Genomic DNA, 19,259 nt, shown 5'->3' on the forward strand with positions numbered 1-19,259 from the left:
CGGGTCTTGCGCCCGGAGAATTAGTTACGGCGGTAATGCAATTGTTTTCGGGTGTTTTCGACACTACCGTCCGGATTGTTTTTCTGGCGTTCGAGCAAGTTGTTGATGCGTCTCTCCGTGGCCTCGTGGAACACCGGAATCCTTTCCAGGGCCAGCAGGGTCATTGTCTGGTCATCTACAAAGCGCAGGTCTTCCTCTTTCAGCTCGAGGTTATCGAGGGGTTTGTCGCTGCCGGGAAAGACAATGAACAGCACGTTGTCATCCCACTTTTCCTCGAACTGGGCGAGGGTGAAAGAGATATTGCCCACGGAGGGATCCGCCAGGTAGACCCGGCCATCCCGGATGGTGCGCAGCACTACGAAGTGCTTGAAGCCGGCGTGATGAATGGGAACGATCGCCGGATGATCCAGATCGATGAGGTCCTCGATGGTCGCCCGGAAGCCGCCGGAGGGATAACCCAGCGCCGTCACCAGCCGTTTCATGTCCAGCATGGAGAAGGCGCGGCGCTGAACGATCCGTTCGCTTTCTCCGTAATGCAGCAGCCCCTCCATCACCTGGCGTTCCGACAGGGTGCGGCCAAGGTAGAAATTGAGCACGGTGGTCAGGGCCGCACTGCCGCAGCTGTAGTCGTAGGCCTGCCGGACGATGTTGCGGTACTTCTGCTCGACCAGGGGCTCCACCCGGAAATCCGAGCGCAGCTTCACCGGACTTGCATCCACGTCCTGCTCGATCACAATGGAGCCTTTCTCGAACGGCTCGACCAAGGTTGCTTCCTGCACCATGGTGAATGTAAGAATGGATCCGGCGAGCACCAGCAGCATGTCAGATGAAGTCCCTGTTTTTTATGACCCGCAGCATTCATCGGGTTACATGTTGTTACGGTAAGATACCGAAATACCGGGACCCTTAAAGATAACTGTGCCTCAAATCTGTCTGTGCAGAAGCTTCCCTGAAGTAACGTTTTGAGACCTGGTTCATGGCAGGAACAGCAACGCCCCGAAGACCGTTGAGCCTTCCAGGGGGCGCTCAGCAAGATTCAGGGGGATTGAATCCCCCGGATTGTCAGAGGGTAAAGACCACCCCCAGGAGGGCATAACACAGCACCGTCACCACCACGATGCCCATCAGGTTGAGGGCGAAACCGGCCCTGATCATGTCACCGATTTTCATGTCGCCACTGGAAAACACGATGGCATTGGGCGGCGTTGCCACCGGCATCATGAAGGCGCAACTGGCGGCAATGGCGGCCGGCACGGTGAGCAACAGCGGTGACACACCCTGGGACATGGCCAGTGCCCCCAGCAGCGGCAGGAACGCCGCAGCTGTGGCGGTGTTGCTTGTCACCTCGGTCAAAAAGATGATCACCCCTGCCACAATGGCAATCAGCAGGAGCGTCGGCAGCACTCCTGCGGCGCCCAGGGAGCCGGCAATCCACTCCGCGAGCCCCGAACTGCTGATAACACCCGCCATTGCCAGGCCACCACCGAACAACAGCAGGACTCCCCAGGGAATGCCCTTGGCGGTATCCCAGTCCATCAGGAACTGACGCTCCCGGGTGTCTACCGGAATCAGGAACATGGCGATGGCCGCTGCGATCGCGATACCGGTGTCGCTGAGCCAGGGCATCAGCCCGTCGGACAGCAGGGGCCGGAATATCCAGGCGGCAGCGGTGATCAGGAACACCACCCCGACCAGTTTCTCGCCTTTTCCCAAGGGCCCCAGTGCTGCCAGCTCGTCACGGATGAGATCACCGCTGTCGCCCTGGTGTGCCAGTCCAAAATCGCGCCGGGTCAGCCACCACCAGGCCAGTACCAGCATGACGACCGTCACCGGAACACCCAGCAGCATCCATTGGGCAAACCCCACCGAGATACCCTGGTTTTCGCTCAGGTAAGCTGCCAGCAATGCATTGGGCGGTGTTCCGATCAGGGTTCCGATGCCACCGATACTGGCGGAGTAGGCAATGGCCAGTAACAGCGCCGTGGCATAGCGACGAACACCTTCCGGGTTGGAATTGTCGGCCATGGCAATTACGGACAGGCCAATGGGCAGCATCATGATTGCGGTGGCTGTGTTACTCACCCACATGCTCAGAAACGCGGTGGCGAGCATGAACCCGGCGATCTGGCGCTTCGGCTTGCTGCCCACCGTTTTCAGGGTCAGCAGGGCAATGCGACGATGCAGGTTCCAGCGCTGCATGGCCAGGCCGAGGGTGAAGCCACCGAGAAACAGGAAAATGATCGGATGGGCATAGGGGGATGTGGCCGCCGAAACGGACCCCAAGCCCAGTGCCGGTACCAGAACGATGGGCAGCATCGCCGTGGCGGGAATCGGGATGGCCTCGGTACTCCACCAGGTGGCCATCAACAGCATCAGGCCAAGGGCGGCCCAGGCTTCCTCCCCCATGGTTTCGGGGGCAGGAACAACCACCGTGATCAACAGAAACAGGGCACCGAGTACCAGCCCAATCAACTGACTTTTTGGCAGCCCCGTAGACTGGTTCGCGCCGTTTCGGGATTCAGACATAACAACAGGTTTCCGTCAGCTACAATACAGATCAGTTTCAATCGGGTTCAGGAGGCCACACGGGCAAGCTGCCGGTCATGGACACGACCAAGCAGCACCAGCGCCAGAATGGCGCCAGACAGGGCCCAGGCCATATCCGACTGGGTATCCCAGACATAACCCTGGGTACCCAGGAAGGCCTCTGCCGCCTCATCACTCAGCAACGCCACCCACCATTCAATCAACTCATAGAATGCACTGAGGGCGAGACAGAAGCAGACGATAAAGAACGAAGACCAGCCCGACCGGGCAAAAACATCCAGTCTGAGGACCACTTCGCGGGCAATCATCGCCGGGATGAATCCCTGGGCAAGGTGTCCGAGTTTGTCGTAATTGTTGCGCTCCCAGCCAAACCAGTCGCCCAGATGATTGAACAGGGGCACTTCGGCGTATGTGTAATGCCCCCCCACCATCAGGATCACGGCGTGCACCAGGATCAGCCAGTAAGCCAGTGAAGTCAGGGGGAAGCGGAAATAGCACCAGGCGACAAGCACAAAGCCGATGGCCGCAGGCAGCACTTCCAGGACCCAGGTTGCCCGGTCCTTGGGACCAATTCCCGACCAGACGAATACTGCCAGAAAGATTCCCACCCAGGCCAGAACAGCCAACGGTTTCTGCGCCATAAACTGCACTCCCTTGTCGGTATATTCGGGTTCATGGTCGCATTGTACGCCGGCCGCCTCAAAAATCAGTGTTGGCCGGCCCTGAGAAACTGCCCGAAGCCGGCCTGTTTCCCCAGCTCCGGCTCGATCTGCTCGTCGCTGACCGCTGCGCGGCCGTTGATCAGAACGTGCTTCACACAGCCCGGCACCCGGTTGACCATGCGTTTCAGGCCGAAGTTTTCCATCTCTGCCCACTGAACCTGTTCAAGATCCTGCTCCAGGCCCCGCGGATCCAGAACGGTGACATCCGCCCGGTCTCCCTCGCGGATGTAGCCGGCATCAATACCCAGCCAGTCCGCCTGCTCGCCGGTTAGCCGGTGCACCGCCCGCTCCAGTGACATCACCGGCTCATCCTGCTGTTGGCTCTCGTACACCAGTTTCAGGAACCGCAACGGCAGATTATAGAAGGCCATGTTTCGGATGTGGGCACCGGCATCGGAGAAGGTGATCAGTGCGTGGGGACTCTTCACCATTTCCCGCAGACGGTCCTTGCGATGGTTGCCCACAACCGTGAACCAGCGCAAAGCCCGGCCATGGGCCACCACCATATCCAGGAAGAAATCCACCACGTGGATACCCCGTTCCCGGGCCAGCTCGGCAAAGTTACGACCCACCAGCGACGAATCCGGACAGTCCAGCACGATGGCATCCCCGAAATCCCGCTGCCACACCCTCGGCGACAGCTTTTCCTTGTAGAACTTCCGGAAGGTTCGGCGATACCCCTCATCCTGCAACAGCTCATTGCGTTCGAGCTGATCGCGGATGTCCAGGGCCATCTCGCCGGCACCGAATTCCTCGAACAGGACAATGTCCATGCCATCGGCATAGATGGCAAACGGCGTGGGCAACAGCTGCCAGCGGAAGTTGCCGCCGAAGCCGTTGGCCAGCCACGCCACCAACCTGGCCATAGGCCGGACGGTCGGGTTGCCCTTGAGGTCAATCATCGCGATCAGGGTGGTCTTGAGCGGCTTTCGCAGCCAGCCCAGGGTCTCTTTCAGGTACTGGGTGACCTGCAGAGGATTGGCAGCGTTCGGGGCGCCCTGATGAACCCGGCCGTAATGCCGGAGCAACCGGTTCAGCCGGCTGACCTCACGCCAGCGGGCATAGGTGCTGGGCAGGCTCTTGGACCATTCCCGGTCACCGTCGACCTTGTCCCATTTCAGGCACATGGTCGAGAGCCCGAGAAACCCCTCCTCCAGCGCTTCCTCCAGCAACTGCTCCATGCGCCCGAGCTCTTCCTCCGTGGGGGTGACCGACCGGTCCGTGGCACGGTGCAGACCCATCACCCCGGTGCGCAGATCGCTGTGGCCCAGGAAACTGATCACATTGGGTCCGATCGGGTGGGCGTTGATGAACCCGACCCATTCCTTCGGACGTTGCCAGGTCTTGTGTTCCTGCAGGATGGGCAAAACCTTTTCCCGGGGCACCGTCTCCACCCGGGTGAAAATATCGGAGGCGTCCTCCGCTTGCGAACAAACCATGCTCAGGGAGCAGCTGCCGATCAGCACCGTGGTCACGCCATGCCGGACGGACTCGGACAGCGAAGGAGCAACAATCAGTTCGGCATCGTAGTGGGTATGGGTGTCCAGGAAACCGGGAGTGACCCAGCAGCCCCGGGCATCAATCACCCTTGCCGCTTGGGCCGGGTCAAGTGATCCGGCATCGGCGACGCTGTGGATTCGACCATCCCGGATGCCAACATCCGCGATCCGGGACGGGTTCGGGCTGCCATCGAAATAGCGACCTCCCACAATCAGGGTATCGTACTGACTCACGGCTCGGGCTCCTGTCCTGTTCTTGTTGTTGATTCCAGTCTAGCCCATAACGTGACAACCGATCATCTTTTGTCGCTTCAGCGGGCGCGGATCCGGACACCCTCATCCAGTTGCCGATCCGGGTGCCTTACCACCCGGTCGCCAACTTTCAGGCCATCGAGAATCCGGGTTTTCAGACCGTTGCTCTGGCCGGTCTGCACGGGCTGACGATGGACGGTATCGTCCCGGGCAAGGAACACCCAGCTCTGATCGTCGGAGCTGAAAATGGCCGAGGACGGCGCCCAGAGCACGTCTTCGGCAGACCAGAGTATGAAGCTGGCATCCACCCGGTAGCCGTCACCGAGGGATTGCCACTGCTCGATAGGACTGGTGATATCCGCCACCACCTGAACCCGCTGCTCCTCCACGCCCAGGGCCGAGATATCCTCGAATCCCACCGGCTCCACTCGCCGAACCAGGCCTTGCAGCTCAGGCCCGCCCCAACCACTGAAGCGAACTTCCATGCCGGGTTGCAGCTTCACCGCATCAAAGCTGAGCACATCGATTACTACCTCCAGCGCTGCCGGGTCCCCCACTTCGGCAATGGGACTGCCCGCCTGGATGACACCTTCACTCTTGCGCACGACCGAAAGCACTGCACCGGCAACCGGCGAGGTCACCGCCACCCGCTCCTTCGGCTGTTCGCCATTGCTGCGGGCGGCCGACACCTCCAGCCGGGTGCGTGCCGCTTCCAGCTCGTGGGCCATGACTTCCTGATCAAAACGGGCCGAGCGCAGAATGGCCTGTGCCCGATCCGCCGTGGCTCTCGCCTGTTCAATCTGCTCCTCGGATACAAACCGGTTGTCACTCCTGGACTGCAGTGACTCGAGGCGCTCCAGCTCTTGCCGGGCAAACCGCGCCTCGGCCTCGGCCGCTTGCACCTTCTGCTGCGCCGAATTCAGAGCGGACCGCGCCGATTCCATTTTTGCCTCGGCCTCGGCCCGGCTCCTGGCGTCCAGGATAGCCGAGGGCATCGGATCCACTTCGGTCAGCGTCTGGCCCGTGCTTACTGAGTCACCCACCTCCGGCATAACCCGGTGCAGATAGCCGGAGACCGGCGCCGAAATCAGGTACCGGTCCTTGACCCGGGCCTTGCCCTCCTCGGTGATGGAGACCTCCAGCGGCCCGCGACTGACCTCCGCCAGATCCACCCACACCGGATCGGGGCGGAAGGCGAAGGCGATCGCCGCCATCGCCAACACTGTCACCATCCCCCAGAACAGCCATTTACCCGACAACCGTTTTTTGCTCACAGCACCCCGCCCGAACGTTGATCCATTTGATGTTCTCCTGATTGCTATTCACGGGTTTTGAGGACCGCTATCAGGTCCAGGTTGCGCAGACGCCACCAGGCAATGACCCCCGAAGCGATGGCAGATACCACGACCACTGCCGAGGAAATCGCCAGTGTCTGCGTAGTGATGGTCAGCGGTACCCGGTAGAGTTCGGTCTGCATCGCCGTGATAATGGCCCAGGACAAACCATAGCCCGCCAGCCAGCCCAGCGGGATTCCCAGCACCAGCATCACCGCCACTTCCGCCAGCAGAATATGATTCACCTCATTATGGGTGTATCCCAGTACCCGCAGGCTTGCCAGTTCCCGACCTTTCTCCGCCAGCGAAATCCGCACCGTGTTGTAGACCACGCCGAAGGCAATGATTCCGCCCAACATGCTGATAAAAAGGGTAAACGTCAGGAAGGTTTTTGCCAGTGTTTCATAGAAACTGTCCAGCATCGCCTGCCGGATACTGATACCGAGTATGCGGGGTGTTTCCCTGAGTTCATGGTAGGTTTGCTGCGCTCGCTGAGGATCAATGTTCAGCAGGACCTGGTTGACCAGCGCCCCCTCGCCCAGGGCGCGGTTCAGTGACGCCAGCCGCATATAGGCCCCCACCCCGAGAAACTCGCTGGTGATACCTGCAACCGGCAATTCGACGCGGCGGCGATCGCCCTCCAGAATTTCGATCTCAAGCGTCTGACCCGTGGTCACATCCAGTCGCCTGGCCAGAAAGTCCGTCAACAGTAACCCGGCCTCCGGCAGAGAAACCGGCTCCAGTTCCTTGTCGATCACAAACTGGAGGCTGGCCTGCTCTGGCATACCGGTGATTGCACCGCGCCATTCCCTGTGCCCGTTCACCAGTCGGGCGGTCACCACCCGACGCCCCTCCGCGTATCGGATACCCGGCTGCCTCTGCAGGTCATACACCGCCGGTGAATTGACCGGGTCGATCAGGGTAGCGGTGACATCCTGTTGCTGGACCCGGGCAAACTGTGAATGCACCATCAGGGATACCGCATCGAACTGGAAATTGCCCACCAGGACAATGGCGGACGCCATGGCAATGCCGCTGACCGACAGTAGCGTTCGCCCCGGTCGCCGGAACAGTTGCCGGACCACCATCCGGGAGGGCTGGCTGAAACCGCGGGGCGCGAAAAACCGTTCAGCGGCGGTAACCCGAAAACGGGCCGGGCCCTCGGGGCGCATGCCCTCGGCGGGCGGCAGTGCGGCAGCGCGGCGGATAGCCTGCCAGCCTCCCAGCCATGCCACCAGCAGGGTAACGACCGCGAGCAACAGTAGCCAGGCCGGATCCAGCCGGAACAGCAGCGACGGGAACCGATAATAATCCATGTAGATCTCGCCCATGGCCCGGCCCGCCCAGACACCCAGAGCCACCCCCAGCACCAGGCCAATCACCGAAATGGTCAGCACCAGCTGGCTGTAGTGCCAGCCAATCTGCACGTTGCTGTAACCGAAGGCCTTGAGTATGGCAATGATGTCCCGCTGGGTGCTGATCAGTCGGTTGATGACCACATTGAGCAGAAACATGGCCACTGTCATGAAGATCACCGGGAAAACCGTTGCCATGGTCTGCAGCTGGGCCAGCTCATCATCCAGCATCCGGTGGGAAAAATGGTCCTCACGCCCGTAGGCGCCGGTACCACCGTAGCGGTCCAGCACCCGGTCCAGGCTGTCGAGGACCGATGCCACGGGCACCCCGGGCTCTACCCGGGCAACCAGGCTGTTGAAGGCCCCTTTCATGTCCATGGCCGCCGCCAGGGCCTCCCGCCCCATCCACAACACCCCGTAACGGGGGTAATCCGGCAAAAGGCTTCCCGGGGCAAGCACATAGATGAATTCCGGAGCCTCCGCGATGCCGGTAATCGTCAGATGCTGGCGCCGGCCGTTGATGATCCCGGTAAACCGGTCGCCGGGTTCAAGCTGATGGGCCTCGGCGAAGCCCTGTATCACGACCACTTCATGGCTACGGCCCGCCAGCGGCAGGCGGCCGCGGCGCAGGAACAACTGATTCACCTCCGGCTGGCCCTGTTCGGGCAATGACACCAGGCGGGCGGACACAGGATCTTCGAACCCCGCCATCTCCAGTTTTGCGCCCCCTTCCACCCGTGCACTGAAACGGGAAATGCCGGGAATGGCGGCAATCTGCTGGGTGACATGCAGGGGCGCCCGCTTGAGCGATGCGAACACCTCGGCAAACTGGTAATCGTCGTAATACACCGCGCGAGTGGAAACCAGGGACGAATAGTTGACCAGGGACAACACACACACCGCGACACCGCCGGCAATCACCAGGGCGATGGCCAGCACCTGCCCCCGCATCTGCCAGAGCTCCCGACGAATCTTGGTGTTGAGTGCGGGCGTGGTCAGGGCCATGGCATCACCAGGTCAGGGTCTTCGGGTCCTGCCGCTCGGCATTGCGGGACTCGCCGCTGATCCTGCCGTCGGACATGGTGATCACCCGGTCTCCCATACCGGCAATAGAGGCATTGTGGGTAATGATGACGGTGGTGGTCCCGGTTTCCCGGTTGGCCTTGTCCAGGGCTTCCAGCACCAGCACACCGGTGGCCGAATCCAGCGCCCCTGTGGGCTCATCGCAAAGCAGCACCTGCGGGCGCTTGGCAATGGCCCGGGCAATGGCCACCCGTTGCTGCTCGCCACCGGAAAGCTGGGCGGGGAAGTGGTCCATCCGGGATTTCAGCCCGACCAGGCCCAGCGCTTCTTCGGGCGTCATGGGGTCGGAGGCGATCTCGGTGACCGCCGCGACGTTTTCCCTCGCCGTAAGGCTCGGAATCAGGTTGTAGAACTGGAACACGAACCCGACATGCTCCCGGCGGTACCGGGTCAGCTCGGCATCGCTGGCGCCACTCAGCTCATGGTCCCGGTAGCGCACCTCACCGGCAGTGGGCACATCAAGCCCACCCAGGATGTTGAGCAAGGTGGATTTGCCGGAGCCGGAAGCTCCCAACATGACCACCAGCTCCCCGCCATAGAGGTCCAGGTCGATGCCGCGGAGTGCATGCACCTGTACCTCTCCCTGGTCGTAGACCTTGGTCACACCCCGGGTGTGGAAGACCGCTTCCCTGCTCACAGCTGAAATCCCTGCGCCTGGCTTTGAGTGGTTCAGTCGCCGGCGCAATCCACACAAAGCGTGGTGTACGGGAGCACCTGCAATCTGCGTGGATCGATATCTTCCCCGCAGGATTCGCACTCATCGCCAACACCATTGTTGATACGCTCCAGGGCATGCTCGATCTGGGCAAGCTCGGCGCGGGCCTCCGATTCCAGGGAGTCAACCACTTCATCGTTCTGGGTCTGGGTCGCCTGTTCTTCGAAGTCTTTGTCCAGGGCGCCATCTTCGCGGTTCTGGTGGGCGTGGTACCGATTCAGGCGGGCCTGCACGTCGGCTTTCAGGGCTTCCAGTTCGGATTTACGGTCAGTCATGACGGGTTACTACTCCTTTGAGCTTCCATGGGACATTAACGCCTACCCTAAAGCATAAGCTGAACCCCGGATTGATGCCTGTCAAAATTCCCGTCCGACAAATGACTGAACGTTGCCCCCAAACTAATTCAGACCCGGACCCCTGGCGAGGTCCGGGTTAGGTGCATCTCCACGTTGATTTCTGACGTCAGTCACCCCGATCCGCGATGTAATCGGTAATGGCGGCATAGAACTCCATCTCGTCGAAGCTGTCCGGGCCGACGCCGATAACATCCATGTGATCCTGGTTGATCACGTAGCTGGATGATGTCATCTGGGTACTGTTCGGATGGTTGATGTCGCTGACATAACCCAATCCGCGCTGTTCCCAGGCATAATCAAGACATCCCCAACACTCGTAGTACTGCATGCGATAGCCCTGCTGCTGGCTGTTGATGCCAACCAGACCATCGTCATCCCTGTCACCGGCGTAGCCATCGCCCTGGCCGGCCGCACCGTCACCATTGCAGTCGTCGTAGCAGTAGCCGTCACCATCGATGTTGTAGATCAGCTCGGACAACAGCCAAAGAGCCGGATTCACCCCGCTGCCATTCTGCGCCGTCATCATGGATACCGAGTTGGCGATATAGCTGGTGCTGGAAGGATACTTCTGGTTGAAGGCCTTCATGCCGGTGGTCACGCCATCGTTGGGATCGTAATCGTTGTACACCAGTTGCTTGGCACCGGCGATGGCATCGTTGCCACTGCCGTAGACCACGTTGCCGTAGTAGTTGGCCAGGGTTTCAGTGAGCGAGTTGACGTAGTGATCCAGAACATACTTGGCCACTGGTGAACCCCGGTGCGGCGATGAGACACTGACGTGGGTCTGAACAACACGGTAACCCTTGCGCTCCCGCAGCAGGCGAGCAGCCTTGCGGGAATCGATACCGCCCTGGGAATGAGACACGATATTCACATGACTGGCACCGGAGGTGGCCATGTAGCTTTCGATGTTGTTTGCCAGCTGATAGCCGCGGACCTCGGAGCTCTGGAACGGCGTCACCGAGGAGACAAAACTGCGCTGGTTATCATTGATGTCGCCGTTGCAGTTCACTTCCAGGAACTTGTCACAGGGGTCGAGTACGTAGGTGCCGTAGTCGTCGCCCCAGTAATCGTATCCGAGGATGTCGTCGAACCCGGCCATGCCATGGGCAAAAACCACCGGGTATTGGGTACGGTTGGCATCCCTTGCCAGGGTCGCAGGGGCGATCACCATCCCGGTGACCAGGAGCATGACTGCGCCCACCCTTGTCAGGGCACTTTCGTTCTTCATGGTATTAGCCTCTTGTTTTTTTTGTGAGCCTGACCACGGTACTGCTGCCTGATCCACCCGAACACAGGCAACCGGGGCGCCTAAAAAACAGGCAACCCATTTCTAGCCCATATCCTTTTGCCCCGTTGTGAGAAATGTCACATCTGCAACAAATAGGTGACACCTTCTCATTTTTTTGTAGTGGCTCACACTGCAAACAACCAGAGCCTGCTAGGTTTGAAGCCGGTTCATGACAACACCTCAAAACAACAGATGGTGACCGGTGTGAAAATAAAGCCAATCCCGGTGCTGATAATCGGCTCGGCACTGAGCGCGGTCGTGGCCTATCAGTGGGCCGGGAGCGAGATGACCATAGCCGCCACCCCCGATGTGGCCTCGCCACAGGAAATCAGGAAGACGGAACCGGAAACGGCTCCGTCACTGGCTACTCCGATGCAGGAGGAGCCTGCGGTGAATGATGACCTTGAGGCCTTTCGGGAACGTTTGATGGCCCGTTTCGAGGGCCAGCTTGACCATCCCGGGGGTCAGGTAAGGTTGCTGGAAGAATTGATGCGGTATCTCAACCAGTTCGATCCGGAGCACTGGCGAGAAAGCCTTTCGGCGCTGCTACTGAGCTGGTTTCCGGATCGTGGCGAGGAGCTTCTGAACAGGGCCGAGGCGATGATCGCCTACCAGGATTTCATGGAACAGCAGCAGTACACCCTGCGATCCATGGGGCCGGACGAACGCCGGGACTTTATCTGGTCCAAACGCCGGGAACTGTTTGGAGATGCCGCCGATGAGATCTGGCAATCGGAGCTGCAAAATTATTCCCTGAGCCAGTCACTCAAAAACCTGGACCAACAGCCCGGCGCCACCCTTGCCAAGGCCGAGGCGTACACCCGGGCCATTCAGGACGCCTACGGCGACGAGGCTGCCCGGGTCGTGGAGCGACGGCGCCAGGAACTGACGGATCGCTTCCTTTCTCTATCGTCCGTACAGCAATCATTACACGAGCAGGCGCCGGAACAGCGTTATGAAACGCTGCGCGGGATCCGCCAGCAACTGGGCATGGAAGAGCAGGCCCTTGATCGCTGGGATCAGCTTGACCGCACCCGGGACGACCGCTGGTCCCAGGGCGAGAACTATGAAACCAAACGGCAGGCCATCGTTGAAAAATACCAACCGGGACCCGAGCGGGAAGAGGCTCTGGACAGCCTGAGCCGGGACATTTTCGGAGACGAAATGGCGGCGATTATCCGGGATGAGGAGGCCGCCGGCTATTTTCGCTATCGGGAAAGCCGCGTGTACGGGCAAAACTAGGGGCAACACCACACTGAAAGAGGTGCTCGGGGTTTGCACTGCCTGAGGCAGTCTGCGTCCGGGTGTCCCGAACTCGCCCGGCCAGCCATATTTGATATACATCAACTACCTACAAACTGTTACGGAATTTTCCACCTTAGTCCCATTGTTGGCCTTATGATCTGTGTTGACACTTACGTACGCGTAAAAACAACAATCAGAAATTATCTTTCACCGTTTCGGTGATATTGCTTCTGGAGGCCAACTTCCATGACTTTGAGAAAAGTCCTGTTTTCGGCGTGCCTGCTTATGCTGGCAAGCTCTACTGTCTATGCTGAAACCCTCAAGATCGGGCTGAACTACCCGCAGACCGGGCGTTACAAGGACCAGGGGCTGCAACAGCGGCTTGGCGCCTTTCTGGCCGTGGATGAAATCAACAAGGCCGGCGGCGTGATGGGACAGCCGCTGGAACTGGTCATCCGCAACACCCGGGGTGAACCCAAGCAGGGAGCAGCGAACACCGCCGAACTGATTGACCGGGAGGGCGCAAAGATGGTGTTCGGTGGTGTATCGAGCGCAGTCGCCATCGCCTCTGGCAAGGCCGCCCGTGACCGGGACACCATCTACTTCGGCACCCTGACCTACTCCAACGCCACCACCGGTGCCGAGGCTCACGAGTACATGTTCCGTGAGCCCTACAACGCCTGGATGACCGCCAAGGCGTTGAGCCAGTACCTCAGCCGCAACCATGCCAATGAGGAGTACTTCTATATCACCGCCGACTACACCTGGGGCTGGTCTGTCGAGGAATCCGTGCGCAAGTTCTCTGGCACCGAGGACACCAACGCCCACCAGGGCGTGAAGACCCCGTTCCCCCGTGCACTGATTTCTGATTTCCGCGGTGCCCTGGAGCAAGCAATGGCCAGCGATGCCAAGGTCCTGATGCTGGTGCTGTTCGGGGATGACATGGTGCGGGCCCTGAACGTCGCCTATGAGATGGGCGTTCTCGATAAAATGCAGGTTGTGGTGCCGAACCTGACCCTGGGCATGGCGCGGCAGGTCGGCCCGACCATCATGTCCGGCATCGTCGGTGCATCACCCTGGGTATGGAACCTGCCATACGAAAAGAACTATGCCCGTGGCAAGGAATTTGTCGAGGCCTTCTCCGAGCGGTACGAGATGCGCCCGTCCACCTCTGCCGCCTCGGCCTACAGCATCATTTACCAGTACAAGGACGCCGTGGAGCGTGCGGGTACCACCGACAGCAAATCCGTCATCCGGGCTCTGGAGGGGCACCGCTACAGCCTGCTGAAAGACGAGCAGTACTGGCGCGAGTTTGACCACCAGAATGTCCAGACCGTGCACGTGGTGAAGATCAAGGACCGCAACACCATCGTGGCGGACGAGTACAGCTCGGATTACTTCGACATTATCGACTCCATGCCCGGAGACGAGGCCGCCCAGACCCGCGAGGAATGGGAAGCGCGCCGCCGGGAGGCTGGCAAACCCACCAGCCTCTGAACCCGGGACTGATTCCTTCCCCGCAACACCCCATCGGGCGGAGCACCAGCTCCGCCCGATGTCCCTTCACTCCCCCGCGCCCGATATTCCGTTAAGTCGTTAAAAAGCTGCAGAACGCCTCCCGAACCACTAAACTCGTTGCAGATTCGATACGAGAAAATACAGCAGGAGGCTCCGGAGTAATGACAAGGAAGCAGGATGACTACGATGTGGTAGTCGTTGGCGGTGGCGTCAATGGTACCGGCATCGCCATGGATGCCGCCGGCCGGGGGCTGAACGTCCTGCTGTGCGAAATGAATGACCTCGCCTCGGCCACGTCGTCCTCCAGCAGCAAGCTCATCCACGGGGGCCTGCGCTATCTCGAACACTACGAATTCCGCCTTGTGCGCGAGGCCCTGGCAGAGCGCGAAGCCCTGCTGCGGAACTCACCCCACATCATGTGGCCCATGCGCTTTCGCCTGCCCCACCGGCCTCACCTGCGCCCGGCCTGGATGATACGGACCGGACTGTTCCTGTACGACCACCTGGCCAGGCGGGAACTGCTGCCCGGCTCCCGCGCGATCAGCTTCGATGACAGCGACCCGCTGAAGCCGGAGATTACCCGCGGCTTCGAATACTCCGATGGCTGGGTGGATGACGCCCGGCTGGTGGTCCTGACCGCCCGCAAGGCACAGGAGTGCGGTGCCACCATTCTGCCCCGGACCAAATGTGTCAGGGCAGACAGGAATGCCGAGAACTGGACCGTGACTTTGCGCAACACCCTCGACGAAAGCGAGCGCACGGTCACCGCCAGGGTGGTGGTCAATGCCACCGGCCCCTGGGTCAGCCGTTTATTCCGGGAAACCCTGTCCATGCAGGCGCCGAAAATGATCCGCATGGTCAAGGGCAGCCACATCGTGGTGCCGCGGCTCAACAAGGGAACGGAAGCCTACATACTGCAGAACGAAGACGACCGTATCGTGTTCGTCATCCCTTACGAGGACAAGTTCTCGCTGGTGGGCACAACGGATGTGGATTACGAGGGCGATCCCCGGGAGGCCAGAATTTCCCCGGAGGAAACTCGCTACCTCCTGAACATCGTCAATGATTATTTCAAGCGGCAGCTGTCGCCCGAAGACGTCGTCTGGTCCTATTCGGGGGTGCGGCCATTGATGGACGACGAAGAGGGAGACGCCCAGAAGGCGTCACGGGACTACTCCTTCGAGGTGAACCGGGAGAAAGACAAGGCTCCCCTGATTTCCGTCTTCGGAGGCAAGATCACGACCTACCGGAAACTGGCCGAGGCGGCTACGGACAAGCTGTGCCAGTTTTTCCCGGGTGCCGGAAAACCCTGGACCCGGAACGCGGTGTTGCCGGGAGGTGACTTCGACAATCACGAATCCCTCAGCCGGAAACTCCAGTCCGACTTCCCCTGGCTGGCACCTGACATTATCAGCCGTTATGTGCGGACCTACGGCACGGCCGCCTACCACTTCCTCAGTGCCTGCCGCTCCATGAAAGACCTCGGGGTATGCTTCAGCGGAAACCTCTACCGGGTCGAGGTGGACTACCTGGTCCGGGAGGAATGGGCCATGACATCAGAGGATATTCTCTGGCGCCGGACCAAACAGGGCCTGTTTGCCACCGATAAGGATATCCAGGGGCTGGACCGGTACCTGAGCCAACAGCGCGAGGGTCAGCCAACGCCGCAGGCGTCAGACCAGCCGGTATCGGCCGGTCACTGACCGTCTTCGCAGCCGAGCACTTCGGCGATCCGTACCTGCATGGCCGGCACCACCTCCTGCTCGAACCACGGATTGTTTCTTAACCAGAGGTTGTTGCGTGGGCTGGGGTGTGGCATGGGGATGATATCCGGCCAATATTGGCGCCACGCCCTCGCATTCTCCGTCACCGAGCGGTGCTGACCGTTCAGATGCCAGGCGTGGGCGTATTGCCCGATAAGGAGGGTCAGGCGGATGTCGGGTAACCGTGCCAACAAGGCCTTCCGCCAGGTTGCAGCGCATTCCGGGCGTGGCGGCAGATCCCCGGATTTCCCGGTGCCCGGGTAACAGAAGCCCATGGGCAGGATGGCCATTTTCTGTTCGTCGTAGAAGGTATCCCGGGTCACTCCCATCCATTGCCGGAGCCGGTCCCCGCTGGGATCGTTGAACGGCAGGCCGGTTTCGTGGACCCGACGCCCTGGCGCCTGCCCTACCACCAGAATCCGCGATGATTCGCTCAACTGGATCACCGGCCGGGGGCCCAGAGGCAGGACATCCTTACAGATGGTGCAGGCACGCACCTGCCTGACCAGCTCATCAAACGATAATCTGTCCAGATCATCCGTCATGTCAGCCGCCTGTTATCCGAATGGGTTCAGACCTCCGGGTTACCCAACGCCTCGGCGGCTCCGAGCAAGCCGGTGTAGGGCTCCGTCACCACGTATACCGGCGTGTATTCGAGCAATGGGCGCATGCGGCCCTTATCCTCGAATCCGTTACGGAACGGGCTCTCCAGAAAGAAATCCAGGAACCTCGGTAGTATGCCACCGCACAGGTACACACCGCCAAGGCTACCCAGGGTCAGAACGCCGTTGCCTGCCGTGCGGCCCAGGATCTCACAGAAATGCCGGAGCGTTTCCCGAGCCAGGGGTTCGTTGTCACCCGTGGCTGCCGCCGTGATTTTCTCCGGCGCATCCAGCGGGGCCGCAACACCCCTTATCTCGGCGTGGGCCTGATAGAGGTTGAGCAAGCCCTGACCGCACAGGATCCGCTCTACCGAAACCCGGCCGAAACGGGCCTTGAGAATACGGAGAATGTCCATTTCGACATCATCCGTGGGGGCAAAATCCACGTGGCCACCTTCGGTCATCAGCGGTACCCAGCCTTTCTTGATCGGCACAAGACCTGACACACCCAAACCGGTGCCCGGCCCCATCACCAGGCGCGGCCGGCGCGGATCGCCCGGTCCACCGCACACGTGCACCAGGTTGGCCTCGGACACGTGGGGCACACCCAGCGCCATGGCGGTGAAATCATTGATCACCTTGAACGCGGACCAGCTGAACTGCTGGCGTACTTCCTCGGTATCGAATCGCCAGTGGTTGTTGGTCATCCGTATCTGCGTGCCACGCACAGGCGAGGCCACAGCCAGGCAAGCCTGGCTGACGGAGTGAACACCGACCTTCTGCAGGTAGTCCACGACTGCCTGATCGAGGTTTTCGTAATCGCCGCAAGCCAGGACTTCGATGGCTTGCGGCCGGGCATCACCCTGCTCCATCAGGGCGAAACGCGCGTTGGTTCCCCCGATATCGCCAACCAGGGAATAGTGTTTTGCCGTCATGCGTCGTGGTTCCAGAAAAAGCTTGCGCCCTCTTCGGGGGTGCTGGCCGAGCGGCGCAACCAGCCAAACAACTCCCGCCCATAGCCGTGATGATACGTGGACAGGTCCGCTTTTGCAGACTCACGGGCGGAGAATTCCTGCTCATCCACCCGGACCGACAGAGAACCCTGCTCGGCATCAAGGCAAATCACGTCACCGTCACGAACCCGTGCAAGCGCGCCGCCATCAAGGGCTTCGGGGTACACGTGGATCGCCGCAGGCACCTTGCCGGAGGCGCCGGACATACGGCCATCGGTCACCAGGCCAACCTTGTAACCTCGATCCTGAAGCACGCCAAGATATGGCGTCAGCTTGTGCAGTTCGGGCATGCCGTTGGCTTTCGGACCCTGGAACCGGACCACCACGATGCAATCCTTGTCCAGCTCACCCGCCTCGAAAGCAGCCTTCAGATCATTCTGATCGTTGAAGACCACCGCAGGCGCCTCGATCCGGTGATGCTCCGGCGCCACGGCCGACACCTTGATGACTCCTCGGCCCAGGTTACCGTCCAGGACTTTCAGCCCGCCATTCGGCGCAAACGGCTCAGAGGCACTGCTGAGCACTTCCGGCCACCGGCTTTTCTCGACCGCCGGCTTCCAGACCAGCTCATCGCCATCCAGCACCGGCATCTGCGCATAACGTTCCAGGCCGTGGCCCACCACGGTCTCGACGTCGTTGTGCAGGTAGCCTCCATCGAGCAGTTCGCGGATCAGGTAGGGTGTGCCGCCGGCCTCGTGGAAGGCGTTCACGTCTTCCTGGCCGTTCGGATAGATCCGCGTCATCGAGGGCACCACGGAGGACAGCTCCGCGTAGTCGTTCCAGTCGATGATGATACCCGCTGACCGGGCAATGGCGATCCAGTGAATGGTGTGGTTAGTGGAGCCACCAGTCACCAGCAGTGCCACCAGGGCGTTGACGATGGATTTTTCATCCACCATGTCACCCAGGCCCAGCTCACTACCATGGGGCTTGGAAAGCCGGATCACCTGTTCCGTAGCCGCGCGGGTGAGCGCATCGCGCAGGGGCGTTCCGGGATTGACGAACGCGGCTCCGGGCAGATGCAGGCCCATCACTTCCACCAGCAGCTGGTTGCTGTTGGCGGTGCCATAGAAGGTACAGGTGCCCGGGCTGTGGTAGGACTCGCTCTCGGCTTCCAGAAGCTCGTCCTTACCCACCTTGCCTTCGGCGTACAACTGGCGAATCCGCTGCTTTTCCTTGTTGGGTAAACCGGAGGGCATGGGGCCGGCCGGCACCAGGATGGTGGGCAGGTAACCAAAGCTCAGGGAACCGATCAGCAACCCCGGAACAATCTTGTCACAGATACCGAGCAACAAGGTGGCATCGAACATGTTATGGCTGAGCGCGACGGCCGTGCTCATGGCAATGGTGTCCCGGGAAAAGAGACTCAGCTCCATGCCGGGCTGCCCCTGGGTCACGCCATCACACATGGCCGGTGTACCACCGGCAAACTGGGCCACCGAGCCCATGCCATGGGCAGCCTCGCGAATGATATCCGGGAACTTTTCATAGGGCTGGTGGGCCGAAAGCATATCGTTGTAGGCAGACACCATGGCCACGTTGGCCTTGTTCATGAACTTGAGGGTGTCCTTATCGGCCTGGCTGCAGGCGGCGAAGCCGTGGGCGAGATTGCCGCAGGACAGGGAGCTTCGATGCGGGGACTGCGCTTTCAGGGCATTCATCCGGTCCAGGTAGCCCTGCCGTGTGGCGCGACTGCGCTCGATAATTCGCTGGGTGACCTTGTCAATGGTGGGGTGCATGGCGAACTCCATTGGTTTCGCTGGTAAGGGCCAGCTTTCCAGTATGTAATCTTACGTTCTTTTATCCAAACTTCTACCGGAATGACATCCACTTGTCATTTTTATTGTTATAATTACTACAATTTCGCCAGTCAGGTAATTTCCGGGCCTGATGGTAAGCTTTAGTACCTGGCAGCCAGTATTCCGACCATCAATGTATCACTGGTGGATAACTGCTTCATTGCC

General features: G+C 60.4%; 15 protein-coding genes. 3 read left to right on the forward strand and 12 right to left on the reverse strand.

Annotated elements, in window-relative coordinates:
• Positions 1-20 precede the first annotated feature (20 nt).
• From BM254_RS05675 to BM254_RS05715, 9 genes are all read right to left on the reverse strand, one after another.
• Positions 21-821 carry a C39 family peptidase gene (locus BM254_RS05675; protein WP_091999999.1) on the reverse strand — a complete coding sequence of 267 codons (801 nt, stop codon included), beginning with the start codon at positions 819-821 and terminating at the stop codon, positions 21-23.
• A 241-nt stretch (positions 822-1,062) separates the two neighbouring features.
• The gene (locus tag BM254_RS05680; protein ID WP_092000002.1) at positions 1,063-2,526 is read right to left on the reverse strand and encodes an SLC13 family permease; all 1,464 of its coding nucleotides are present in this window, start codon (positions 2,524-2,526) and stop codon (positions 1,063-1,065) included.
• A gap of 47 nt (positions 2,527-2,573) precedes the next feature.
• The gene (locus BM254_RS05685; protein WP_092000004.1) at positions 2,574-3,188 is read right to left on the reverse strand and encodes a DUF2238 domain-containing protein; all 615 of its coding nucleotides are present in this window, start codon (positions 3,186-3,188) and stop codon (positions 2,574-2,576) included.
• Positions 3,189-3,253: 65 nt separating this feature from the next.
• Entirely contained in the window at positions 3,254-5,002 is a 1,749-nt protein-coding gene (locus tag BM254_RS05690) for an N-acyl-D-amino-acid deacylase family protein (RefSeq protein WP_092000007.1), read from the reverse strand.
• A 77-nt stretch (positions 5,003-5,079) separates the two neighbouring features.
• Positions 5,080-6,294 carry an efflux RND transporter periplasmic adaptor subunit gene (locus tag BM254_RS05695; RefSeq protein ID WP_092000010.1) on the reverse strand — a complete coding sequence of 405 codons (1,215 nt, stop codon included), beginning with the start codon at positions 6,292-6,294 and terminating at the stop codon, positions 5,080-5,082.
• Positions 6,295-6,338: 44 nt separating this feature from the next.
• On the reverse strand, positions 6,339-8,714 hold the full coding sequence (locus BM254_RS05700; RefSeq protein ID WP_092000013.1) for an ABC transporter permease: 2,376 nt from the start codon (positions 8,712-8,714) through the stop codon (positions 6,339-6,341).
• A gap of 4 nt (positions 8,715-8,718) precedes the next feature.
• Positions 8,719-9,429, reverse strand: a complete 711-nt coding sequence (locus BM254_RS05705) for an ABC transporter ATP-binding protein (protein ID WP_092000016.1) — start codon at positions 9,427-9,429, stop codon at positions 8,719-8,721.
• A 32-nt stretch (positions 9,430-9,461) separates the two neighbouring features.
• Positions 9,462-9,782: a TraR/DksA family transcriptional regulator gene (locus BM254_RS05710; RefSeq protein ID WP_092000020.1), complete on the reverse strand. Its 321-nt coding sequence runs from the start codon at positions 9,780-9,782 to the stop codon at positions 9,462-9,464.
• 187 nt (positions 9,783-9,969) lie between these two features.
• Positions 9,970-11,094, reverse strand: a complete 1,125-nt coding sequence (locus BM254_RS05715) for an esterase/lipase family protein (protein ID WP_092000024.1) — start codon at positions 11,092-11,094, stop codon at positions 9,970-9,972.
• A 264-nt stretch (positions 11,095-11,358) separates the two neighbouring features.
• Here BM254_RS05715 and BM254_RS05720 point away from each other — a divergent pair, with 264 nt between their 5' ends.
• From BM254_RS05720 to glpD, 3 genes are all read left to right on the forward strand, one after another.
• On the forward strand, positions 11,359-12,396 hold the full coding sequence (locus BM254_RS05720; RefSeq protein WP_139227031.1) for a hypothetical protein: 1,038 nt from the start codon (positions 11,359-11,361) through the stop codon (positions 12,394-12,396).
• Positions 12,397-12,645: 249 nt separating this feature from the next.
• Entirely contained in the window at positions 12,646-13,896 is a 1,251-nt protein-coding gene (locus tag BM254_RS05725; RefSeq protein WP_092000029.1) for an ABC transporter substrate-binding protein, read from the forward strand.
• Positions 13,897-14,078: 182 nt separating this feature from the next.
• Positions 14,079-15,620 (forward strand): glycerol-3-phosphate dehydrogenase, encoded by a 1,542-nt coding sequence (gene glpD / locus BM254_RS05730; protein ID WP_092000031.1) that lies wholly within the window; start codon positions 14,079-14,081, stop codon positions 15,618-15,620.
• Here the strand turns inward: glpD and BM254_RS05735 are convergent.
• The 3 genes from BM254_RS05735 to edd are packed head-to-tail and all read right to left on the reverse strand — an operon-like array spanning position 15,614 to position 19,034.
• Positions 15,614-16,225 (reverse strand): uracil-DNA glycosylase family protein, encoded by a 612-nt coding sequence (locus tag BM254_RS05735; protein ID WP_092000034.1) that lies wholly within the window; start codon positions 16,223-16,225, stop codon positions 15,614-15,616. The genes glpD and BM254_RS05735 overlap by 7 nt on opposite strands.
• Positions 16,226-16,251: 26 nt before the next feature.
• The gene (locus BM254_RS05740; protein WP_092000037.1) at positions 16,252-17,217 is read right to left on the reverse strand and encodes a glucokinase; all 966 of its coding nucleotides are present in this window, start codon (positions 17,215-17,217) and stop codon (positions 16,252-16,254) included.
• On the reverse strand, positions 17,214-19,034 hold the full coding sequence (gene edd, locus BM254_RS05745; RefSeq protein ID WP_092000767.1) for a phosphogluconate dehydratase: 1,821 nt from the start codon (positions 19,032-19,034) through the stop codon (positions 17,214-17,216). Before edd ends, BM254_RS05740 begins: the two co-directional genes overlap by 4 nt.
• Between the last annotated feature and the right edge of the window lie 225 nt (positions 19,035-19,259).

The sequence above is a fragment of the Marinobacter pelagius genome (assembly GCF_900114925.1).
Lineage (GTDB): Bacteria > Pseudomonadota > Gammaproteobacteria > Pseudomonadales > Oleiphilaceae > Marinobacter > Marinobacter pelagius.

Coding starts and splice junctions, on each gene's coding strand:
- BM254_RS05675 (WP_091999999.1), bottom strand. CDS start 821: ATGCTGCTGGTGCTCGCCGGATCCATTCTTACATTCACCATGGTGCAG.
- BM254_RS05680 (WP_092000002.1), bottom strand. CDS start 2,526: ATGTCTGAATCCCGAAACGGCGCGAACCAGTCTACGGGGCTGCCAAAA.
- BM254_RS05685 (WP_092000004.1), bottom strand. CDS start 3,188: ATGGCGCAGAAACCGTTGGCTGTTCTGGCCTGGGTGGGAATCTTTCTG.
- BM254_RS05700 (WP_092000013.1), bottom strand. CDS start 8,714: ATGGCCCTGACCACGCCCGCACTCAACACCAAGATTCGTCGGGAGCTC.
- BM254_RS05710 (WP_092000020.1), bottom strand. CDS start 9,782: ATGACTGACCGTAAATCCGAACTGGAAGCCCTGAAAGCCGACGTGCAG.
- BM254_RS05715 (WP_092000024.1), bottom strand. CDS start 11,094: ATGAAGAACGAAAGTGCCCTGACAAGGGTGGGCGCAGTCATGCTCCTG.
- BM254_RS05725 (WP_092000029.1), top strand. CDS start 12,646: ATGACTTTGAGAAAAGTCCTGTTTTCGGCGTGCCTGCTTATGCTGGCA.
- glpD (WP_092000031.1), top strand. CDS start 14,079: ATGACAAGGAAGCAGGATGACTACGATGTGGTAGTCGTTGGCGGTGGC.
- BM254_RS05735 (WP_092000034.1), bottom strand. CDS start 16,225: ATGACGGATGATCTGGACAGATTATCGTTTGATGAGCTGGTCAGGCAG.
- BM254_RS05740 (WP_092000037.1), bottom strand. CDS start 17,217: ATGACGGCAAAACACTATTCCCTGGTTGGCGATATCGGGGGAACCAAC.
- edd (WP_092000767.1), bottom strand. CDS start 19,034: ATGCACCCCACCATTGACAAGGTCACCCAGCGAATTATCGAGCGCAGT.